General features: G+C 75.6%; 17 protein-coding genes. 9 read left to right on the top strand and 8 right to left on the bottom strand.

Annotated elements, in window-relative coordinates:
- Nucleotides 1–3 precede the first annotated feature (3 nt).
- Nucleotides 4–420: a hypothetical protein gene (locus AB0Q99_RS18825; RefSeq protein ID WP_363573124.1), complete on the top strand. Its 417-nt coding sequence runs from the start codon at nucleotides 4–6 to the stop codon at nucleotides 418–420.
- Nucleotides 421–703: 283 nt separating this feature from the next.
- On the opposite strand, the gene AB0Q99_RS18820 is transcribed toward AB0Q99_RS18825, so the two are convergent.
- Entirely contained in the window at nucleotides 704–1714 is a 1011-nt protein-coding gene (locus tag AB0Q99_RS18820) for a trypsin-like peptidase domain-containing protein (RefSeq protein WP_363573122.1), read from the bottom strand.
- 214 nt (nucleotides 1715–1928) lie between these two features.
- Between AB0Q99_RS18820 and AB0Q99_RS18815 the strand changes: the two genes are divergently transcribed.
- On the top strand, nucleotides 1929–3074 hold the full coding sequence (locus AB0Q99_RS18815; RefSeq protein ID WP_363573120.1) for a Clp protease N-terminal domain-containing protein: 1146 nt from the start codon (nucleotides 1929–1931) through the stop codon (nucleotides 3072–3074).
- On the opposite strand, the gene AB0Q99_RS18810 is transcribed toward AB0Q99_RS18815, so the two are convergent.
- Nucleotides 3061–3477 (bottom strand): DUF3592 domain-containing protein, encoded by a 417-nt coding sequence (locus AB0Q99_RS18810; protein WP_363573118.1) that lies wholly within the window; start codon nucleotides 3475–3477, stop codon nucleotides 3061–3063. The two genes, AB0Q99_RS18815 and AB0Q99_RS18810, sit on opposite strands and share 14 nt — an antisense overlap.
- Nucleotides 3478–3659: 182 nt before the next feature.
- Between AB0Q99_RS18810 and AB0Q99_RS18805 the strand changes: the two genes are divergently transcribed.
- On the top strand, nucleotides 3660–4649 hold the full coding sequence (locus AB0Q99_RS18805) for a right-handed parallel beta-helix repeat-containing protein (RefSeq protein ID WP_363573238.1): 990 nt from the start codon (nucleotides 3660–3662) through the stop codon (nucleotides 4647–4649).
- A gap of 56 nt (nucleotides 4650–4705) precedes the next feature.
- On the opposite strand, the gene AB0Q99_RS18800 is transcribed toward AB0Q99_RS18805, so the two are convergent.
- From AB0Q99_RS18800 to AB0Q99_RS18785, 4 genes are all read right to left on the bottom strand, one after another.
- Nucleotides 4706–5971 carry an FAD-dependent oxidoreductase gene (locus tag AB0Q99_RS18800; RefSeq protein WP_363573116.1) on the bottom strand — a complete coding sequence of 422 codons (1266 nt, stop codon included), beginning with the start codon at nucleotides 5969–5971 and terminating at the stop codon, nucleotides 4706–4708.
- 136 nt (nucleotides 5972–6107) lie between these two features.
- The gene (locus tag AB0Q99_RS18795) at nucleotides 6108–6539 is read right to left on the bottom strand and encodes a nuclear transport factor 2 family protein (RefSeq protein WP_363573114.1); all 432 of its coding nucleotides are present in this window, start codon (nucleotides 6537–6539) and stop codon (nucleotides 6108–6110) included.
- A gap of 7 nt (nucleotides 6540–6546) precedes the next feature.
- Nucleotides 6547–7350, bottom strand: coding sequence for an MBL fold metallo-hydrolase (locus AB0Q99_RS18790; RefSeq protein ID WP_363573112.1), 804 nt, complete (start codon nucleotides 7348–7350; stop codon nucleotides 6547–6549).
- A 205-nt stretch (nucleotides 7351–7555) separates the two neighbouring features.
- Nucleotides 7556–8842 carry an MFS transporter gene (locus AB0Q99_RS18785; protein ID WP_363573110.1) on the bottom strand — a complete coding sequence of 429 codons (1287 nt, stop codon included), beginning with the start codon at nucleotides 8840–8842 and terminating at the stop codon, nucleotides 7556–7558.
- 186 nt (nucleotides 8843–9028) lie between these two features.
- Between AB0Q99_RS18785 and AB0Q99_RS18780 the strand changes: the two genes are divergently transcribed.
- Nucleotides 9029–10126 carry a DUF5937 family protein gene (locus AB0Q99_RS18780; protein WP_363573108.1) on the top strand — a complete coding sequence of 366 codons (1098 nt, stop codon included), beginning with the start codon at nucleotides 9029–9031 and terminating at the stop codon, nucleotides 10124–10126.
- A 125-nt stretch (nucleotides 10127–10251) separates the two neighbouring features.
- Nucleotides 10252–11163 carry a PhzF family phenazine biosynthesis isomerase gene (locus tag AB0Q99_RS18775; RefSeq protein ID WP_363573106.1) on the top strand — a complete coding sequence of 304 codons (912 nt, stop codon included), beginning with the start codon at nucleotides 10252–10254 and terminating at the stop codon, nucleotides 11161–11163.
- A gap of 94 nt (nucleotides 11164–11257) precedes the next feature.
- Here the strand turns inward: AB0Q99_RS18775 and AB0Q99_RS18770 are convergent, their stop codons facing one another.
- Both AB0Q99_RS18770 and AB0Q99_RS18765 read right to left on the bottom strand, forming a co-directional pair.
- The gene (locus AB0Q99_RS18770) at nucleotides 11258–11515 is read right to left on the bottom strand and encodes a ferredoxin (protein WP_363573105.1); all 258 of its coding nucleotides are present in this window, start codon (nucleotides 11513–11515) and stop codon (nucleotides 11258–11260) included.
- Nucleotides 11512–12732, bottom strand: coding sequence for a cytochrome P450 (locus AB0Q99_RS18765; RefSeq protein ID WP_363573103.1), 1221 nt, complete (start codon nucleotides 12730–12732; stop codon nucleotides 11512–11514). The genes AB0Q99_RS18770 and AB0Q99_RS18765 overlap by 4 nt, the downstream gene beginning before the upstream one ends.
- A 662-nt stretch (nucleotides 12733–13394) precedes the next feature.
- Between AB0Q99_RS18765 and AB0Q99_RS18760 the strand changes: the two genes are divergently transcribed.
- From AB0Q99_RS18760 to AB0Q99_RS18745, 4 genes are all read left to right on the top strand, one after another.
- Nucleotides 13395–14480, top strand: coding sequence for an S-(hydroxymethyl)mycothiol dehydrogenase (locus AB0Q99_RS18760; RefSeq protein ID WP_363573101.1), 1086 nt, complete (start codon nucleotides 13395–13397; stop codon nucleotides 14478–14480).
- Nucleotides 14477–15112, top strand: coding sequence for an MBL fold metallo-hydrolase (locus tag AB0Q99_RS18755; RefSeq protein ID WP_363573099.1), 636 nt, complete (start codon nucleotides 14477–14479; stop codon nucleotides 15110–15112). Before AB0Q99_RS18760 ends, AB0Q99_RS18755 begins: the two co-directional genes overlap by 4 nt.
- A 148-nt stretch (nucleotides 15113–15260) precedes the next feature.
- A complete protein-coding gene (locus tag AB0Q99_RS18750; RefSeq protein WP_363573097.1) occupies nucleotides 15261–15662 on the top strand; it encodes a TIGR03618 family F420-dependent PPOX class oxidoreductase in 402 nt (133 codons plus the stop codon).
- A gap of 388 nt (nucleotides 15663–16050) precedes the next feature.
- Entirely contained in the window at nucleotides 16051–16944 is an 894-nt protein-coding gene (locus tag AB0Q99_RS18745; protein WP_363573095.1) for a MarR family transcriptional regulator, read from the top strand.
- Nucleotides 16945–16982 lie beyond the last annotated feature (38 nt).

Here is a 16982-nt window from a genome sequence, read left to right as displayed (position 1 = left end):
GCGATGCGGATGTACTCGGCCCGCCCGGGGGCCACCCGCTACCGCCCCGTACCGACCCGGCCGTCGGCCGGCACCTCGGGCACCCTCGCCCTGCTCGCGGGCGGCGCGCTGGCGCTCGGACTCGGCGGGCTCGGCGAACTGCACTCCGGCCGCCCGGCCTTCCTCGCCTACGTGGCGCTGTGCGGCCTGCTCGGCGCCTTCTCCCGGCCGCGCGCCGCGCCGCTGGTCGGCCTGGCCGGGTGGCTGTGCTGCAACGCCTTCGCCGAGCACCACCGTGCCGCGCTCGGCTGGTCCGGGCCCTGGTCGGAGGGCGGGCACTACGCGGTGTTCACCGCCGCCGCCCTGCTGGTCGCCCTGCCCGCAGCGCTGCCGCGACGCACCGTACGAGTCTCCCTGTTGCGCCTCGACCACCCGCGTTGAGGCCCCCGGACGGTCGCCCGCCGCACCCGGCGGTGGACCGCACCGAGGACCCGGGGCTCCGGCCGGTACTCCGGAGCCCGCGGCGAACCGGTGGCAGGAAGGTGACGGGCGCGCGGAGCGGTCGCGGGTTCGGACAGCGGGGTCCGTCCGAGCGGACGGACCCGCCGCGAACCGCTCCGCGCGCCCCGTCGGGTGAACCGGTCGAGCGGAGGTGGGTCGGTCGGGGTCGTCCGGCGGTGACGCTTCCGGCGGTCGGGCTTTCGGCGCTCGGGCATGCGAGGGGTCAGTCGTCCGACGGCAGTTCGGCCGGGACGGCGATGACGTCGACCAGGGCCTGGCCGCGCAGCACCGTGAGGGCCAGCGGGCGGCCGATCGCGTCGGCCAGCATCAGGTGCTGCAAGGCGCGGGCGCTGCTCATCGGCTCTCCGGCGGCGGTGAGCAGCAGGTCGCCGTCGTGCAGGCCGGCGCGGTCGGCGGGTGCGTCGGGGAGCACCTCGACGATCCGCAGGCCGGTGCGCTGCCCGGTGCGGTGGCGCAGCTCGGGCGGCAGCGGGGCGGGCACCCCGGCGAGGCCCAGGTAGGCGCGGCGGATCCGGCCGTCGGCGAGCAGGGTGGCGATGATCTGCCGGCTGGTGGCGTCGATCGGGACGGCCAGGCCGAGCCCGTTCCCGGCCACCGCCGTGGTGATGCCGACGACCTCGCCGTTCGCGGTGACCAGCGCGCCGCCGGAGTTCCCGGGGTTGAGAGCGGCGTCGGTCTGGATGACGTTGTCGATGACGCGCACGGCGCTGCCGGAGCGGGCCGGGAGCGAGCGGCCGAGCGCGCTGACCACGCCCGCCGTGACCGTCCCGGCCAGTCCGAGCGGATTGCCGACGGCGACGACCAGTTGGCCGACCTTCAGGGCGGTGGCCTCGCCGAGCCGCACCGGCGTGGGGGTCGTGCCGTCGGCGCGCAGGACAGCCAGGTCGGAGAGCGGATCGGCGCCGATGGTGTGGAAGGGGCTGGTGCTGCCGTCGGCGAACGCCAGCGTCCCGGCGTCGGCGTGGCCGACGACGTGGGCGTTGGTGAGCAGGAAGCCGTCCTCGGTGAAGACCACCGCCGAGCCGAGCGCGGTGCTGAACCAGCCGCCCCGGCCGCGTCGCGGCACCTGGAGCGAGGCGACCCGCGCCGTCACCGCGGCGGCCACGGTCGTGACGATCCGCGAGTAGGCGTCCAGCGCGTCCGCCGTTCCGTCGTCGGGGGCGTGCGGCTCGCCGCCGGGGGCGGGTTCGGGCCCGGGGAGCGTGCCGGCCACGGTGCTCACCCCTTTCACCGGCGCGGGTTCTCCCGGTGCCAACAACGCTGCGGCGCCGATGCTTCCGCCGCCGGCTCCTGCCGCCGCCGGCTCCTGCCGCCGCCGGCTCCTGCCGCCGCCGGCTCCTTACGCCGCCTTGACGTGCGGCCGACTACAAAGAACAGGCAAAGCAGGCGTACGGTGTGGGCAAAGCCGGGTGTGCGGGGAGGGCCTGATGGAGACCACGCTGGAAGCGGACCGGTACGCGCTCGAGGCCACGGGCGACGGCGGCCGGCTCGGGACGGAGCACCTGCTGACCGCGGTGGCGGGGTCGAGCGGCCCGGCCGGTGCGGCCCTCGCCGCCGCCGGGGCCGCCGAGGAGGGCCTGCGTCGCCTGCTGCGCGACCGCGACGGTGGCGGCGGCGGTGCTGGCGGCGGCCGTGACGGCGACCGCGAGCACGGCGGGGGCTGGGGCGCGGACGACGGGGCGGACGCCGCCGTGCCCGCCCGGGAGGTCCTCGGCCCGACCGGGGCCCCGGACCTGGTCCTGACCGGAGCCGCCGCCCGCGCGTTGTCCGCCGCCGTGGCGGAGGCCCGGCGCGGCGGCGAGCGGAGGCTCACGGCCGAGCACGTGCTGCGCGCGCTGCTCGCCGACGACCGCAGCCGCGCCGCCGAACTGCTGCGCGCGGCGGGCGTCGCACCGCGGGCGGTCCTGGAGCGCCTGGACGGTGTGCCTGCCGTGCTGGACAGCGAACCGTCCGGCGCCCCGGACGGTGTACCGCACGGCGTACCCGCCGTGGTGGACGGCGGACCGGTCGAGGGGGCAGCCGTGCCCGCCGCGCCGGAGTCGTCGGACTCCTTGGACCCGCTGCTGATCCCCACCCGGGAGGCGCTGCTCGGCCGCCGCACGCCCCGGCTGCCGCGCTGGAAGCGGCTCTGGCAGCCGGGCGCGGCCGGTTCCGCGGCCCCGTCGTCGGACTGGATCCGGCCTGAGGCGGACGCGCAGGCCCAGCGCCTCGGCCGTCGGACGCCCGGCACCGAGCACGTCCTGCTCGCCCTGCTGGCCGTCCACGAAGTCCTGCGCCACCAGCCGCGGCCGGACGTGGACGATGCCGGCGGCGAGCTGCTGGCGCGACTCGGGGTCGACTACGCCCGGGCGTACGCCGCCGTCACCGCCGGGACGATCGCGCTGCCCGCCGATCCGCGGTCCGTCGAGGCCTACTTGGCCGGCGCGGCCCCCGGCCCGCTGGTGCGGGTGCTGCTCGACGAGGACACCCGGGCCCGGCGGCTGGTCGAGGCCCTGCGCGGGGACGGCGGGGGCATCGGGGACGTCGAGAGCGTCGGGGGTGCCGACGACGCCGGGCCGGTCAGAGCAGGGTGACCGCCAGGCCGACCGCGCCCAGCACCGCCAGCACCCCGAGCGCGAGGAAGCCGTACTCCAGCCCGGCCCGTTCCCGCCCGTCCACCAGGACCTGCCGGGGATCGGCCGGGTCGTAGCGGACCGGCACGTAGCGGCCGTCCGGCAGCGGGTGGCGGGCGGTGGACGGGACGGGGGAGAAGATCTCGACCACCCGGCCGTCCGCGGTCTCGAACTGCAGCAGCGGCCGCGGCGGCAGCGCGTGGTCCTCCGGCCGCTGGGCGCGGGCCCGGACCAGTGCCGAGGCGGGGACGCCGACCCGGCGCAGCCGGTGCAGCTCGCGCAGCCCGACCACCCCGGCGAGGTAGGCGACCACGCCGCCCAGCGCGCCGAACACCACCACGGCGAAACCGGCCGTCCCGCCCACCGCGCCTCCCTGCCCGAAGCGTTCCCCCGCGTACCAGTATCGCCCACCGCAGGCGCTCTTGACGCTTCGGAATGGTCCAGTCCACTGTGATGGACGGCATGTTCCTGCCACCCTCGACCGCCCAGGGAGCACCGTCCGTGAAGCTGCCGTCCGTGAACCCGCTGCCCGTGAACCCGCTGCCCGTGAAGCCGCCGTCCCCCCTGGTGCTCGGCGCGGCCCTCGCCGCCCTCGCCCTCGGCGCCGCCCCCGTCGCGACGGCCGCCCCGGTCGCTCAGGCCGCGACGGCCGGGGCCGTCGTCAAGGTCGGCACCGCCAAGCAGCTCCAGGCCGCGCTCGCCGCCGCCGCGCCCGGCCAGACCATCCAGCTCGCCGACGGCACCTACTCGGGCACCTTCACGGCCACCGTGCCCGGTACCGCCGCCGCCCGGATCACCCTCACCGGCTCCGCCAAGGCCGTGCTGACCACCCCGAGCGGCGGCGGCTACGGCCTGCATCTCGACGGCGCGAGCTACTGGACCGTCCGGGGTCTGACCGTCACCGGCGCCCAGAAGGGCATCATGGCGGACGCCGCGAACTACGTGGTGATCGACGACGTGACGGTCCATCACACCACCATGGAGGGAGTGCACTTCCGCAACTCCAGTGCCCACGGCACGCTGCGCGGCTCGCGCATCCACGACACCGGCCTGAACCGGGACGGCCTGGGCGAGGGCGTCTACGTCGGCACCGCCAACACCCTCGCCGACCGCAGCGACTACGTGCAGATCGTCGGCAACACCTTCGGCCCGAACATCGGCGCCGAGAACGTCGACCTCAAGGAGGGCACCACCGGCGGCCTGGTCTCCGGCAACTCCTTCGACGGCGACGGCCTCACCGGCCGCAACCACGACGACTCCTGGGTCGACGTGAAGGGGAACGGCTACGTCATCGAGAACAACACCGGCCGGCGCACCACCGACGACGGCTACCAGACCCACAGCGTGCAGCCGGGCTGGGGCTGCGGCACGGTCTTCCGGGGCAACCGCTCCGACCTCACCGGCGCCACCGGAGCGGACCGGTACGCGATCGACGTGACGAACTACGACGCCGCGCGGTGCAGGGTGACGATCGGCGCGGGCAACACCGTCACCGGGGGCCGGGGCCTGGTGAACCCCGGCATCCCCGTCCGCTGACCCGCGACGACTCCGGTGCGGTCGGTGCTGCGGTCACGGCTCCCGCGGCGGCACGGTCAGAGCTCCTGCAGCGGAACGTTCGGGTCGGCCAGCGCCTTGGTGTCCACCACCCGCCCGGAGCGCACCAGTTCGCGGATCGGGTCGGTGACGTCCCAGACGTTGACGTTCATCCCCGCGAGCACCCGGCCGCCGGACAGCCAGAACGCGATGAACTCGCGGCCGGCCCGGTCACCGCGGAAGACCACCTGGTCGTAGCCGTCGGGCTCGACGTAGCCGACGTACTCCAGGCCGAGGTCGTACTGGTCCGAGAAGAAGTACGGCACCCGGTCGTAGACCGCGTCCGGCTGCCCGAGCAGGGCGCGGGCGGCGGTCTGCGGCTGGTTGAGGGCGTTGGCCCAGTGCTCGACGCGGATGTGCTTGCCGAACAGCGGGTGGAAGGCGTTGGCGACGTCGCCGGCCGCGTAGACGTCCGGGTCGGAGGTGCGCAGGTGCTGGTCGGTCGTGATGCCGTTGTCGACCTCCAGCCCGGCCGCCTCGGCCAGCCCGGTGGCGGGGGCGATGCCGATGCCCACGACGACCGCGTCGGCCGCCAGCGTCGTTCCGTCGGCGAGCGTCACCCCGGTCACCGTGCCGCCGTCGCCGGTCAGTTCGGCCACCTTCACGCCGAAGCGCAGGTCCACGCCGTGCTCCCGGTGCAGCTCGGCGAAGACCTCGGCGACCTCCCGGCCGAGCACTCGCAGCAGCGGCAGTTCGAGCGCCTCCAGCACCGTCACCTCGGCGCCCGAGGTCCGGGCCGCGGCCGCCACCTCCAGGCCGATCCAGCCCGCGCCGATCACCACGATCCGGGCGCCCGGCCGCAGCGCCGCCCTGATCCGGTCACTGTCCTCGGCCGTGCGCAGGTAGAGCACGCCGTCCTGGTCCGCGCCCGGCACCGGCAGGCGGCGCGGCACCGAGCCGGTGGTCAGCAGCAGCTTGGCGTACTCCACCCGGCCGTCGTCGGCGAGCGTCACGGTGTGCCCGGCCAGGTCGATCGAGGCCACCGCCGTGCCCATGCGCAGCGTGACGTCGTGCTCGGCGTACCACTGCGGGGGGTGGACGTAGATCTTCTCCCGGGAGTCCTTGCCGAGCAGGTAGCCCTTGGACAGCGGCGGCCGCTCGTAGGGGCGCTCGTGCTCCTCGCCGATCAGGACGATGCCGCCCTGGTACCCGGCCCCGCGCAGTGCCTCGGCCGCCTTCGCGCCGCCCAGGGAGGCGCCGACGATCACGATCGGGCGCTCCTGCCCGCCGCCCGATCCGGTGGTGCCGTTGTCCGTGCCCGTCATGCTCGACTCCTCGTTGTCCGGCCGTGGATCGGGGCCAGCCTGCCGCCGTCCGGGTGGTGTGTCGAGGCCGTACCGGGCGCGCCGTGCCACGCTCGCCCGTACGGGTGAACGCGGGGTGCGCGGCGGACGCCCGGCGCTACGCGGTCGTCGCGTTCCTGACCAGCGCGGTGTCGGTGAACTGCTCGAAGCGCACGATCCGGCCGCCGCGCACGGTGAAGTGGTGGGCGACCCGGACCGCGAGCGGTTTTCCGGTGATCTTGTGGACGGCCGTGTAGCGGCCCAGGACCACGACGTCCTCGCCGTCCACCACGTAGGTGTCGTCGTGCGCCGTCCAGTCGTCCCACTCGGCGGCCAGCCGTTCCATCACGTGGGCGGTGACGCCCTTGGGGGTGCGGTAGGTGCCGGCCAGCGGGAAGCCGGCCATCTCGGTCCACTCGACGTCCTCGGCGAGCGTGGCGCGCAGCGCGGCCAGGTCGCCCCGGGCGGAGGCCAGGTACTGGCGGCGGACCACGTCGGCGGGGGCGGTGGACTCGGCGAAGGTGGCGACGTCCCGGGGGATCTCGATCATCGCTCGCTCACCCCCAGGCCATCTCGCCCATGGCGACCTTGGTGCCGATGTCCACCGCGATCCGCAGCCCCAGCTCCGGGAAGCGGCGCTCCAGCGACTCCTTGGCGGCGGAGGCGTCCGCGGCCCGGCCGATCTCGGTCTCGAAGGCGCGCAGGTAGGCGCGGGTGTGGTCGACGGCGTTCAGGTCGGTGGGCGCGCCGGCGACCCGGTGGCCGGCCGCCACCCAGATCGGGTGGAGCGCCTCGATGCCGTCCAGCAGGTCGATCCAGGCGGCCCGTTCGGCGGCGCTCGGGGTGTCGGCCGTCCACACGTGCAGGCCCTCGAAGAGCAGCACCCCGCCGAGCACGGCGCGGTGGTGGTGCTGCCAGAGGTAGTGCCGGTCCGGCAGGTGGAAGTCGGCGCCGCGCAGCTCGAACCGGTGGCCCTCGAAGACGAGTTCGTCCCCGGTCAGCACCTCGGGCCGGACCAGTCGGGTGGGCAGCTCGGGGCCCAGGTGGGACCAGGCCCGCAGCTTGTCCTCGAAGGTCTCCTGGATGTGCTCGACGGTGGAGGCGGTGGCCAGGAAGCGGGCCTGCGGGAAGGCGTCCTGGACCTCCTGGGCGCCGAAGTAGAAGTCCGGGTCGCCGTGGCTGACGAACACGGTGGTCAGCCGTTTGCCGCCGGCCCTGATCCGCTCGACCAGGCGGCGGCCGTCGGAGCGGGTGAACCCCGCGTCGACCAGCAGCGCGTCCTGCGGGCCGGTGACCAGGACGGAGGTCTTGTTGAGCGAGCTGTCGGGGCCGTCGACGATCTCGAAGTCGAGTGCGCTCACGTCGGGTTTCCTTCCGCGGGGCCGGGCGTGCCTCGCCGCCAGCATCGGCGCTGGGCGCGGCGCGCGCATCCGGAGGACGGGCTCCGGGCCCGTGGTCGGACCTCGCCCGGCCACGGCCCCCGGCCGGTCGCGAACAGCACCCGGTGGTGCGGTCGCTCCGGGCGGGGACCAGGGCCACGGGGCCGATCGTCCCATCCGCCCGCGGCTACTGCGCCGGGCCCAGCCGCAGCACCGCCAGCGCCCCCAGCGCGGTGGCGGCGGCGAGCGGCACCCACAGCGCGCCCGGACCGGCCGCGAGCAGCGCCGTCAGCACGGCCGGCGCGGCCGCCCGGCCCACGCCCATCGACAGCTCCCAGCGCGCCAGCGCCCGCCCGAGCAGGTGTGGCGGGGCGACGGCCGCCACCAGCGCCGTACCCGAGCCGGTGTAGAGGATCTCGCCCAGCGTGTACAGCACCGAGACCACCGCGATGCCCGCCGCCCCCGGCGCGCCGCCGAGCGCCCCGGCCGCCCAGAAACCGAGGTACGAGACCGTCAGCAGCGCCCCCGAGGCCGCCAGCACGGCCCGCCGCGAGCGGTCCGCCAGCCGCAGCACCAGCGCCAGCTGCAGGGCGATCACCAGCACCGTGTTGCCCACGAACAGGCCCGAGGACCAGGCCGGGGAAGCGTGCAGTTGCAGCACCAGCAGCGCGGGCAGCGCCACCTCCAGCACGTCGAAGCAGAACGCGTACGGCAGGTTGGCGAGGCTCAGCAGGCTGATCCGGCGCAGCGGCGCCCGCCGCTCAGCCGGGTCGTCCTGCGCCGCCTGCCGCGGCGCCTCCTGCCGGGCCCGCACCCGCAGCGAGGCCACCAGCGCGGCGGCGACCAGGCAGGCCGCGCCGGTCACCCCGGCCAGCAGCCGGATCGCGCCCGCGCCGCCGCTCACCGCCACCGTGGCCAGCAGCGCGCCCAGGCCAAGCCCGGCGTTGCGCAGCGACCGCCCGGCGGCGAGCGCCGCGTCCCGCAGCCGTCCCTCGGTCAGCGTGCTCACCAGCGCCGCGTGCGTGGTCGGCCAGGACTGGCTGCCCACCCCGAACAGCACCGCCGCCGCCGTGAACCCCGGCAGGCCGTCGGCGAGCAGCAGCGTCAGCGCGCCCGCCGCCCGCAGCAGGAGGGTGACGGCCGCGGGGAGCGTCCGGGCGCCGCGGTCGATCCAGCGGCCGGTCAGCGGCACCACCAGCAGGCCCGCGACCATCCCGGCCGACAGCGCCAGCCCGACCGACCCCGCCCCCAGGTGCAGCATGCCGACCCCGTACAGCAGCAGGAACGGCCGCAGCATGCCGCCGCCCACCGCGTCCACCGCGAGCGCGACGGCGTACCGGGGCCCGCCGGCGGCGGTCAGCAGGCTCAGCAGCGCGGACGGGCCCCGGCGGCCCGCGCCGATCGGCGGGGCGGGCGGTTGGCCGTCGCGGACGGCGGCGTGGTCATGGACGGACTTCTCCTGGATCAGGCTCATGGCCGGTACCGTCCGTCCTGGCCGGGCCGCCTGGCACGTCGATTGACGGTTCCCGTCAATCGACGGAGTCCCCGGCGGCGCGGATGACAGGATCTGCGGTGTGAACGAGCGAAGTGAGCGGAGCGGGCGGACCACCGGGAGCGGCGGGCGGGCGAAGGCCTCCACCGAGGGCGGTGAGGCGGGCGCATGAGCGTGACCATCGACATCACCGGCCTGCCCGACGAGCGCCTGGTCTTCACGCCCTCCCCGCTGGCCGAGCTGAACGCCATGCTGCACGTCCTCGCCGAGCCGGCGCACCACCCCGCGCTGCACGGCTGGGCGAACGCCACCACGGCGTCGATCCCGCCCGAGCTGGCCGAGCGGCTGCTGGAGGCCGACTTCCTCTGGCGCTCCTCGCGCGCCGACTTCCTCGTGCCCGGGCTGCCCGGCGCCACCCTCGCCGAGGAACTGGACGCCGTCGACCGGATCGACGACGAGCTGTACGTGGCCGGCGCCCTCGTCACCACCTGCGGCTCCTCCCGGCTCGCGCTCCGGACGGCCTCCCCGCTCACCGACCCCGCGGCCAACGAGCACGCCCGCGAACTCGCGCTCGCCCGCGGCCCCCGGCAGGCCGAGTTCGCCGACCGGCTGCTCGCCGACCCGCCCGCGGTACGGGCACTGGTGCGGCGGATGCTGGAGGACTGCGCGGCCGCGTTCTTCACCGACGCCTGGCAGCGCGTGCTGCCCGCCCTCGCCGCCGACGCCCGGCACAAGAGCGACCTGCTGGCCCGCCGCGGCCTCGGCGAGACGCTGGCCGCCGTCTCCCCGTCCGTCACCCTCGACCAGGGCGGCGACGGACGGCGACGGATCGTCATCGACAAGCTGCAGGACAACACCACCAGCGCCGTCGAGCGCGGCGGCGTCACCTTCATCCCCACCGCCTTCGGCCGCCCGCACCTCCTGGTGGTCCACGCCCCCGGTTGGCGGCCCGTCCTCCAGTACCCGGTCGCCGAGGCCGGCCTGACCGAGCCGGTCTCGCTCGCCCTCGTCCAGCAGCGCCTGGAGGCGCTGGCCCACCCCGTCCGGCTGCGCCTCGCCCGCACCATGGCCCGCGGCCCGCACACCACCGGCGAACTCGCCTCCGCCTGGCAGCTCAGCGCGCCCGAGGTCTCCCGCCACCTGGCCGTGCTGCGCAAGGCCGGGCTGCTGCGGACGGAGCGGCGCGGGCGGTACATGCTCTACCAGCTGGACCTGGCGGGCAGCGCCCGGCTCGGGTCGGACTTCCTGGAGGCGGTGCTGCGGTGACGGGCGGTGCCGCGGTGCCGCGGTGGCCCGGCGGCCGGGGCGGCCGGGGCGGCCGGGGCGGAAACAGCGTCCGTTCGGGGCGGGCGGACGGGAACAGCGGCCGGGCGGAACGCGTTCGTCCGGGCATGACCGACGACGCTGCCGCCACCCCTGCCACCGCCACCGCCACCGCCACCGCCACCGCGCCCGCGCCCGCGCTCGAGATCCTGCGCTACGCCGCCTTCGCCACCCGCCCCGAGGGCGGCAACCCGGCGGGCGTGGTGCTCGACGCCACCGGGCTGACCGACCGGCGGATGCTCGCCGTCGCCGCCGAGGTCGGCTACTCCGAGACCGCCTTCCTGACCGCGGGCCCGGCCGAAGGGGCCTACCGCGTGCGGTACTTCAGCCCGCTCACGGAGGTCCCGTTCTGCGGGCACGCGACGGTCGCCGCCGCCGTCGCGCTCGCCGAGCGCACCGGCCCCGGGCGGTACGTCTTCGCGACGGCGGCCGGGGACGTCCCGGTCGAGGTCGAGCGCGGCGCGGACGGGCTGCTGCGGGCGACCCTCACCAGCGTCGAACCGAAGGTCGAGGAGATCACCGCGGCCGAGGTCGAGGAGGCGCTCGCCCTGCTCGGCTGGTCCGCCGCCGACCTGGACCCGGCCCTGCCGCCGCGGATCGCCTACGCCGGTGCCCGGCACCTCGTCCTGGCCGCCGGCACCCGTGCGCGACTGGCCCGCCTCGACTACGACTTCGACGGCCTGGCCGCCTACATGCGGGCCCGCGACCTCGTCACCCTCCAGCTGGTGTGGCGCGAGGCGCCGGAGGTCTTCCACGTCCGTGACCCCTTCCCGGTCGGCGGCGTGGTCGAGGACCCGGCGACCGGCGCCGCCGCGGCAGCCTTCGGCGCCTACCTGCGGGAGCTGGGCGCGGTGGCCGCTCCGGCGGCGCTGACGCTGCACCAGGGCGAGGACCTCGGCCGCCCGGGCGTGCTGCGGGTCGACCTGCGGGCGGAGGACACCCGGGTGCGGGTCTCGGGGACGGCGGTGGCGATCGGCTGAGGCCGGGGCCGGCGATCGTGCTGCGCCCCGGTCCCGGTGGTGCCCGCCCGCCCCGGTGCCGTCGGCGGGTCGGGGCGGGCACCACCGGCGCGGGTCACTCCGCCGGGTCGATCCGGTAGCCGCCGCGGGCCGAGTGGAGGGTGAGCGCCTCGACCGGGCAGAGGTCCACCGCGTCGGCCAGCTCGTCCGTCAACTCCGCTCCGCCGTCGGCGAATTCGGCCAGCGGGGCGGCCAGTCCGTCCGCGCCGAGGGCCAGCGATTCGGGGGCGCTGAGCGCGCACATCCCGGAGCCGATGCAGCGGTCCCGGTCGACCCGGACGACCACCGGCTCGGTGTCCGACCGGCCGGTCACCAGGCCACCTGCAGGGAGTTCGGGCTGCGCGTGAGCAGGCCGCGCCGCCAGTCGATCCGCTCGGCCGCCTCGGCCATCCGCAGGGCGGGCAGCCGGCGGGCCAGCCGGTGCAGGGCCAGCTCCAGCTCCATCCGGGCCAGCCAGGCGCCCAGGCAGTGGTGCGGCCCGGCGCCGAAGGTCAGCATCGGCGCGGCCAGCGGGGAGAACAGCTCGGTGCGCAGGTCCCCGGTGAAGACCTCCGGGTCCTGGTTGGCGGCGGCGGTGTCGGCGGCGACCACGCTCCCGGCCGGGATGGACACCCCGCCGATCTCCACGTCCTCGACGGTGCGGCGCATCAGTCCGGGCATGTGCTCGTGGGTGTCGCCGAGCGGGACGGCGCGCAGCAGCTGCTCGGTCGCGGCGGCGGCGCTGGCCTCGTCGGAGGCGAGCTGCTGCCAGGCCGCGCGCCCGTCGTCGAGCAGGTAGACCAGGGCGTTGCCGAGGCTGGTCATGGTGGTCTCGTGGCCGGCCACGACCAGGCCGATGACCAGCGCGACCAGCTGCGCCTCGATGATCGAACCGTCCTCGGCGGCGGCCGCCAGCAGGCTGCTGACCAGGTCGTCGCCGGGCCGGGCGCGGCGCTCGGCGATCACCCCGGCGCCGAAGGCGGCGAACTCGTCCATCGCGGTGGTGATCGCCTCGGCGGAGTGGGCGGTGGTGGAGAGCGCGTGGTCGCTCCAGTGGGCGAGCCGCTTGGTGTCCAGGTTGTCCAGGCCCATCAGCCGGCTGATCACCGCGACCGGCAGCGGGCGGGTGTAGGCGGCGACGATGTCGGCGGGGGAGCCGTGGTCGATCAGCTCGTCGATGAGCGACTCGACCACCGAGGCCACCCACGGCTTCCAGCGGGCGATCGCGCGCGGGGTGAAGGCCCGCTGCACGGTGCGGCGCAGCCGCTGGTGCTCGGTGCCGTCGATGTTCAGCATGCTCTGCGGATTGTCCAGGATGTTGGGCGTGACCGTGACCGGCGGCGCGTCCGGCGCGTAGAGCGGGGCGCGGCCCAGGCGCGGGTCCGTGAGCACCTGCCGTACGTCGGCGTGCCGGCTGACCAGCCAGACCGGCGTGCCGGTGGGCAGCGCGGCGAGTCGGGGCGGCCCGGGTTCCAGGTGGCGCAGGCAGTGCAGCGGGGGCAGCGGGGCGGTGCCGGTTCCGGCACCGATCGCACTGTTCTCGGTGGACATCCGAACTCCAGACTCCAGGGCGATGGGCCGCGCGGGGCGGTCCGACGGGGGGTGGATCCGAGGATGACACGGGGGACGGGTGGTGCGGCCGGCCGGCGGCTCGACCCGGACCGGGGCTGGGCCGGGCATCTGCTGCGGGGGTGGCGCGAAATGTGCGCGGGCGTACGGTCGGTACGCGCCGGGCACGGACGGCGCGCGGTGGCGCGCCGTCGGGTGGGGCGGGTGTGCTGAGCGTGGTCGCGTGGACCGTCTCTGCTACGACCGTACGTGGGGCGCGGGGCGCCCGTCTGCGGCACTTCCAGCCAACACCGGTGCTTTCAGGGCGGTTCGAGGCGCGCTGACGAGCGCTCAGCGCCGTCCGTGCGCCCCTGGCTCCGGGGCCGTGCCGATGGCCTGCGGCGTAGGCCGCCGGCATGTGCCAGGTTGAGGGGCCGTGAGGTGTCGGAAGGTCGGCGGACCGGCCTCCGGAGGCCGCCGTGAGCCGGATCACGCCGGATCGCGCGGGATCACGCGGGATCGCGCCGGATCACCCCACCCGTTCCGGCGGCGGCCGGGGGAGCGGGCGCTACGCTTCGTGGGCAGTGCGTCCGCAGCTCGGCTGCGGACTGTCGTCGCAGGTCACACCGGTGCAGAGCGGCACCGGCCGTCGGAGGTGGAATCGGATGGCCCAACAGGTCAAGGCAGTGATCGCGCGCGCCAAGGGCGCGCCCGTGGAGGTGACCACGATCGTGGTCCCGGACCCCGGTCCGGGTGAGGCGGTGGTCCGGATCCAGGCTTGCGGCGTCTGCCACACCGACCTCCACTACCGCGAGGGCGGCATCAACGACGAGTTCCCGTTCCTGCTCGGCCACGAGGCCGCGGGCATCGTGGAGTCGGTCGGCGAGGGCGTCACCGAGGTCGCGCCCGGTGACTTCGTGGTGCTCAACTGGCGTGCGGTGTGCGGCCAGTGCCGGGCCTGTCGGCGCGGGCGCCCGCAGTACTGCTTCGCCACCCACAACGCGAAGCAGAAGATGACGCTGCTGGACGGCACCGAGCTCTCCCCGGCGCTGGGCATCGGCGCGTTCGCCGAGAAGACCCTGGTCGCGGCCGGCCAGTGCACCAAGGTCGACCCGGCCGCCGAGCCGGCCGTCGCCGGTCTGCTGGGCTGCGGCGTGATGGCGGGCCTCGGCGCCGCGATCAACACCGGCAACGTCGGGCGCGGCGACTCGGTCGCCGTGATCGGCTGCGGCGGCGTCGGCGGCGCGGCCGTGATGGGCTCCCGGCTGGCGGGCGCGTCGAAGATCATCGCCGTCGACATCGACGACCGCAAGCTGGCGACCGCCCGCACGCTCGGCGCCACCCACACCGTCAACTCCCGCACCACCGACCCGGTCGATGCCATCCGCGAGCTGACCGACGGCAACGGCGCGGACGTGGTGGTCGAGGCCGTCGGCCGGCCCGAGACCTACCGGCAGGCCTTCTACGCCCGCGACCTGGCCGGCACCGTCGTCCTGGTCGGCGTGCCGACCCCGGAGATGCAGTTGGAGCTGCCGCTGCTCGACGTCTTCGGCCGCGGCGGCGCCCTGAAGTCCTCCTGGTACGGCGACTGCCTGCCCTCGCGGGACTTCCCGATGCTGATCGACCTCTACCTCCAGGGGCGCCTGGACCTGAGCGCCTTCGTCACCGAGACGATCGAACTCGACGCGGTGGAGCAGGCGTTCGAGCGCATGCACCAGGGCGACGTCCTCCGCTCGGTGGTGGTCCTGTGACGTCCCGCGCCCGGATCGACCGGCTGGTGACCGCCGGGACCTTCGAACTCGACGGCGGCAGCTGGGAGGTGGAGAACAACGTCTGGATCGTCGGCGACGACGAGGAGGCGGTGGTGATCGACGCCGCGCACGACGCCGGGACCATCGAGGCCGCGCTCGGCGGGCGCCGACTGCGGGCGATCGTCTCCACGCACGCGCACAACGACCACATCGACGCGGCGCCGGCCCTCGCGGCCCGGACCGGCGCGCCGATCCTGCTGCACCCGGACGACCTCCCGCTGTGGAAGCTCACCCACCCCGACCGCCTCCCGGACGGCGAGCTGCAGGACGGTCAGCGGATCGAGGTGGCCGGCACCGAGCTGACCGTCCTGCACACCCCGGGCCACGCCCCGGGCGCGGTCTGCCTGTACGCGCCCGAGCTGGGCACCGTCTTCACCGGCGACACCCTGTTCCAGGGCGGTCCGGGCGCGACCGGCCGGTCGTTCTCGCACTTCCCGGACATCATCGACTCGATCCGCGAGCGCCTGCTGACGCTCCCGGCCGACACGGTGGTGCGCACCGGCCACGGCGACCCGACCACCATCGGTGCCGAGGCCCCGGCCCTGCCGGAGTGGATCGCCCGCGGGCACTGACCCGTCGCGCGTGCCGGCCCGTCGGGCGTGCCGGCCCGTCGGGCGTGTCGGCCGTCGGGCGTGCTGATCCGCCGCGCGTGCTGATTCGCCAGTGCCCGAACGGCCCCCGGGGGCTTGATCGTTCCCCGGGGGCCGTACGATCGCGATCATGGCCCATGACCCGCGCGACCTCGACGACGCCATGCTCGCCTTCTGGCGTGAGCGGCACATCTCCACCCTGACCACCACCCGCCCGGACGGCACGCCGCACGTGGTGCCGGTCGGCGTGACCTTCCAGCCGGAGACGGCGACCGCGCGGGTGATCACCAGCCGTACCAGCCGCAAGGCGCGCAACGTCGCGGAGGCCGGGCCGGCGGGCCTGCGGGTCGCGGTCTGCCAGGTGGACCGGGCGCGCTGGGCGACCCTGGAGGGCGTGGCCGTCGTCCGCGACGAGCCCGAGCAGGTCGCCGAGGCCGAGCGGCGCTACGCCGAGCGCTACCGCCAGCCGCGGGTCAACCCGGACCGGGTGGTCATCGAGATCACCGTGGACCGCGTCCTCGGCCGCGGCTGAGCGCTCCACCCACCGTCATCGGAACGGCCGTTCTCGCAAGCGAGAGCGGCCGTTCCGTTTGCCCGGCGCCGACCTCGGCCGACCTCGGTCCACTCGGCCGGGCGGTCTCCGTGCGGGTTCGGTCCTCGGGGTGGCGCCCGTCTCGAACGCGTGGGCCCGGTTCGTCCATGACGCCGACCTGTGCAAAATCGGGCAAGCCTGAATGCGGGATTTCATCGGCGAAGCGAAAGCGGTCGCTCGATACGGGCAAGTGAGCAATTTGCGCCCGACCGGTCGAAAATCCGACCGCTGCGACTACTGTCCGATTTCCTGAGTCGGCATGGGGGCGCCGGCGGCAGTCGCCCATGAGAACCACCAGGACCATGAGAACACGGCTGATAGCGGAGACATGTCAGAAATCGGAATGCCGACCTTCCGGCCGGGCGGCGCGAGCCCGGACTTCCCCGGGATGCTGATGGACGTCCCCCACGGCCGCCTCTCCGGAACCCTTCTGGTGAGCGGCGATCCGGGCGGCCGCTTCCATCTCAGGGACGGTGCCATCGTCGAGGTCACCTCGCCCGGCGCGCCGGGGATCGAGACCCTGCTGCTGCGCTCCGGCCGGGTGAGCGAGTCCGACTGGGCCTCGGTGCTCCGGTCCGGGCCCGCCGGGCGGCGGGTCGGCACGGAGCTCGTCGCCCGGGAACTGGTCGGTTCGGCGGAGCTGCAGCTGATCTGCGTGATGGCGGCCCTGGACGGAGCGCTGGCGATGGGGATGGGCCGGATCGACCGGATCGCGCTCGACCCCGAACCGCCGGTCTCCGGCTTTCCCGCGCCGGAGGGAATCGAGCCGGAATGGCTGGGCCACGAGACCGAACGACGGATCAGGGCCCTGAGCGGGCAGCCGATCTCCCCGTTCCGCGACCGGCTGGCCAGGACCGGCGCCGGGAACGGGCTGCTGGACGGCGGAGCCGCCGGCGAGCGGCGGGAGATCCTGCAACGGGCCAACGGCCGGCGCAGCTCCCGGGACATCGCCTTCCTGCTCGGGCGGGGCCTCTACGCCGTCACGGTCGAGGCCTCGCGGCTGCTGAACGAAGGGCTGCTCCAGGTGGCGCTGTCCGCTCTGGAGGAGGCCGAACGCCCCGCCGCCGCCCCGGCCGCGGAGGGCGCGGCGCGACTGCCGCGTCGCCGGCCGGGCGCGAGCGGGATCAACGACGTCCTTCCGCTGCGCCCGGTGGCCGCCCCCTGGCGGCGGCCCGCACCCGCCCCCGCCGAGCGGGAGCGCGGGTCCGCCGGCGCGCCGTAGCGGACGACGCGCACGTGCCCGGCAGGCGCCGGGTGGAC

It is taken from the genome of Kitasatospora sp. NPDC086791 (assembly GCF_040685975.1).
In the GTDB taxonomy this organism is placed as follows: domain Bacteria; phylum Actinomycetota; class Actinomycetes; order Streptomycetales; family Streptomycetaceae; genus Kitasatospora.
Note: the sequence above shows the minus strand (reverse complement) of the source record. Positions and strands in the feature narration are given on the sequence as shown.